3 protein-coding genes are annotated in these 3,125 nt (G+C 48.6%); all 3 read right to left on the reverse strand.

The window, feature by feature from the left end; all coding sequences use genetic code 11:
• Positions 1–284: transposase (locus BBW68_RS14495; RefSeq protein WP_148127713.1), on the reverse strand; the 284-nt coding region annotated here is incomplete at its 3' end.
• A gap of 75 nt (positions 285–359) precedes the next feature.
• The gene (locus tag BBW68_RS14500; RefSeq protein WP_083264934.1) at positions 360–1,133 is read right to left on the reverse strand and encodes a thioesterase II family protein; all 774 of its coding nucleotides are present in this window, start codon (positions 1,131–1,133) and stop codon (positions 360–362) included.
• A 108-nt stretch (positions 1,134–1,241) separates the two neighbouring features.
• Positions 1,242–2,378 carry a hypothetical protein gene (locus BBW68_RS14505; RefSeq protein WP_209280624.1) on the reverse strand — a complete coding sequence of 379 codons (1,137 nt, stop codon included), beginning with the start codon at positions 2,376–2,378 and terminating at the stop codon, positions 1,242–1,244.
• Between the last annotated feature and the right edge of the window lie 747 nt (positions 2,379–3,125).

Here is a 3,125-nt window from a genome sequence, read left to right on the forward strand (position 1 = left end):
GAGTATAAAGCGGAGCTCCGATCATGCAAAGCACCGGAACGGCGAAGCCGTGACGCTTGCCCTGTAAGGGCGCTACGTTCATTGGTCGTGAGTCCGCCGTCGCCACCACCGGCATCGCGCTCATACTGGCGCAGCCAGATACGCAGGGTCTCAGGCGTACAACCGATTTTAGGGGCGATGGAGCTGATGGCCGACCACTGCGAGTCATAGTCGTTCTGGCTTTCGATAACCACACGGACGGCCCGCTGCCGGATCTCGGGGGAAAAACGTGTGTTTTTAGTCATCCTGCTTACCTCTCTCTCAAAGAGTTTTGTCTCTAGAATTCCCGGGGCGGTTCACAGAGCCGTTTTACACTACATCTAATGACGCTTACGATCAATTTTGTAGGGAATACGGGTTAGCAAGCGTTCAATCAGGGGTTGTGGATCTTGGCTGAAATAAAAATGACCGCCGAGAAAAGTATCAAAGCTAAATTCGCCGTGGGTCCAGCAGCGCCAGCCCTGCATCGCATGGCGTTGGACCATATTGTCTTGTTCTCCCCAAAAAGCCGCAATCGGGCAGGATAATTCCCGCGGAGTGGGAGGCTGCCAGTCAGCCAGAATACGAAGATCCTGTCTGATTGTTTGCAAGATCATTTTTCTAATCCCTGGTGAGGCTAACATCTCTTGTGTGGTTCCACCCATCTCGCGAAGCACTTCGCACAACTCGTCATCATTCAGCAAATATAACGGGGCCGGGTTATGAAATTGTGGCGCAACGTGGGCGGAAACGGCCAGTAGTAATGGTGGACGAATTTGCCGCTGCTCCAGCGTCAGCACCAGTTCCAAAGCCAGCACTGACCCCATGCTATGCCCGAATACCATCCATGGCATGGTCAGGTCAGGGGCCATGATATCTGCCAGGTTTTGGGCTATCTCCTGTAATGTCCGTGTACAGACTTGGTTCTGCCGTCCCAACAGAGTAGATTTCTGCTTGAGCGAGACCAGATTGAGATCAATATCCGACGGTAGATAGTCGCGCCAGCTTTGATAAAAACCATCATGACTGCCAGCGTAGGGTAAACAAAAGAGCTGTAACCGTGCACGCTCACCGGAAGCCAATTTATTAATTCGGCAAGAATCCATATAGTTCATTCCTTAAATACTGAACCGCCCCGGTTTTCCGGGAAATTTTTTTGTCTGGGAACTTAGGCCGCCAAGCCCCTGTTCCTGATGGAAGCATAATATGTCTGTTGGTCAGTATCAGTGCGCCACTACACCGGAAAGATGTTGCGCGTAATCAGGCACCCTCCTGCGTTGCGCCAATAGATTTTGATGCAGCGTCTCCAGCACGTTGAGAGAAAATCGTTGTTGTCGCCAGTGCTCAAGAGTGATACCCAATCCGAGTCGTTGCCACAATGCTGCGTTACACTGTTCATGTGCTCCAAAAGGTTCCAGAAAGATCATCGGTGTGGCCGACCAAAGCGAATCCAGTAGTGTCCCTCCCCCCGGTTTACTGAGCATCCCCAGCGACTGACGCGCCAGCTCAAACGAATGATGATGGTCATGACGACGCTGGAAAGAAATCGGCACGTTTTTGCACCTGACTTCACCGAAAGGTGGAAAACCGAGATCCAGCCAAGGACACCAGTCAGGATCGATCATAAAATAACGGCAACGCGCATCCGTAATATCATCATGGTGGTAAGCAATGATGTCGATAGCGATATTATGTTCCGTCAGTTCGGATACTCGTTCAGCGTAAGTGCCAATTCCCCAACCGCCGCCATGCGCCAGAATACGCTGACTTCGCTGATGCCAAGAAATTGGCTCAGAATAACTGACCGGAATAGACCAAGGCAATGAGCTATCAGCATCGTTGACCAGCCAGATATTTCGGGCTAACGGCAGACTTTCCGTACGCTGAAAGGAGGGCGATACTACTGAATCAACATGGCAAAGATCCACCGTGATAGGGGAATGATGTTGTCGATAACGCTGAATAATGGGTTGCCAAAAACCGGATAACACCACAAACCGGTTCACACCGTGTTGTTCCCATTCAGAAAAAAGTAGGGCTAGTGCTCCCTCATCCAGTTCGGGCATAAGATTTCTGGCCAGTCGCTGTCCCGCTAAGGCAACACGAAAATTGCGATGAAAGGCCTGTTTGGACTGATTAATTTTTCCCTGTTTTTCCACCCGAAGAAGTTGTTCAAATACATCAATACGGCTAACGACATGACGTTCCTGTAAACGTCGCAACAAGAGTAATCCAGGTACATGGACACCAAGTGCAACACCGGAAGTAAGAATGGCAATCATATGACCTATATGAACACATCCTGTTTGCAAGGCTTCCGTGGTGTTGACGTTGACGGTAGATGAGATTCGCTGACTCACACATTATTCTCCTTACGAGCTTTAAGCTCAGGGCTAAATTCAGGTTCAGTGAGTCACTGTCTTACCTGTCGTTACCATCACTACGGTTGTCCACGCAACCTTTTCAGCATTCACCCTTAATTGTTAAAATGGTTAATGTTTTGTCAGCATCAGTCGTTTAGAACGGTCTGATACTAACGTGTTTTTTGTCATAGGTCCGGTTATGAGCCACCAGAACCCACACTGTACGCGCTATTTTTTTGCCATCCCCACTACTGATTTTGACCGACCATCTCCAGACAGCTTTTGTATCTTAAGGGCTTTGTTGAATAAATAGAGATTACGCTGCAACCCCATAAAAACAGCGAGCATCCATAACATAAAATCAGTAGGTTACAACCAGTGTTCGGTAATACATGCTGGAACGGCTAGCCTCTTCGTCCAAAACCAGCATATTAAAACAGCATGATTACTTATTATTCAACAAAGCCTATCTTAAGGTGAACGTTGCTGCAAGGTTTCGCACTGCTGTTCTCACATCCTGTATTGGGTAGTGCCTTAAAATAGTGAGCTATTGTTATATCCTGCAGTTAGTTAAGGTGTTCCTGTGGCTACTGTTACTAGGCTGTGTCCCTTAATCACCTGAGCTATAGTAACTGCCTGTTTCCACAACACATTGAACTATGGCTCGTTACGATCTTTCCGATGAAGCATCGGCTCTCATCCAGCCCTTATTACCAACTGAACCAGTAACACCACGGGCCGGAC

It is taken from the genome of Candidatus Erwinia dacicola, from assembly GCF_001756855.1.
Classification (GTDB): domain Bacteria; phylum Pseudomonadota; class Gammaproteobacteria; order Enterobacterales; family Enterobacteriaceae; genus Erwinia; species Erwinia dacicola.

Bases quoted from the DNA above. Each gene is read 5' to 3' on its own strand.
- BBW68_RS14500 (WP_083264934.1), bottom strand. From the start codon at position 1,133: ATGAACTATATGGATTCTTGCCGAATTAATAAATTGGCTTCCGGTGAG.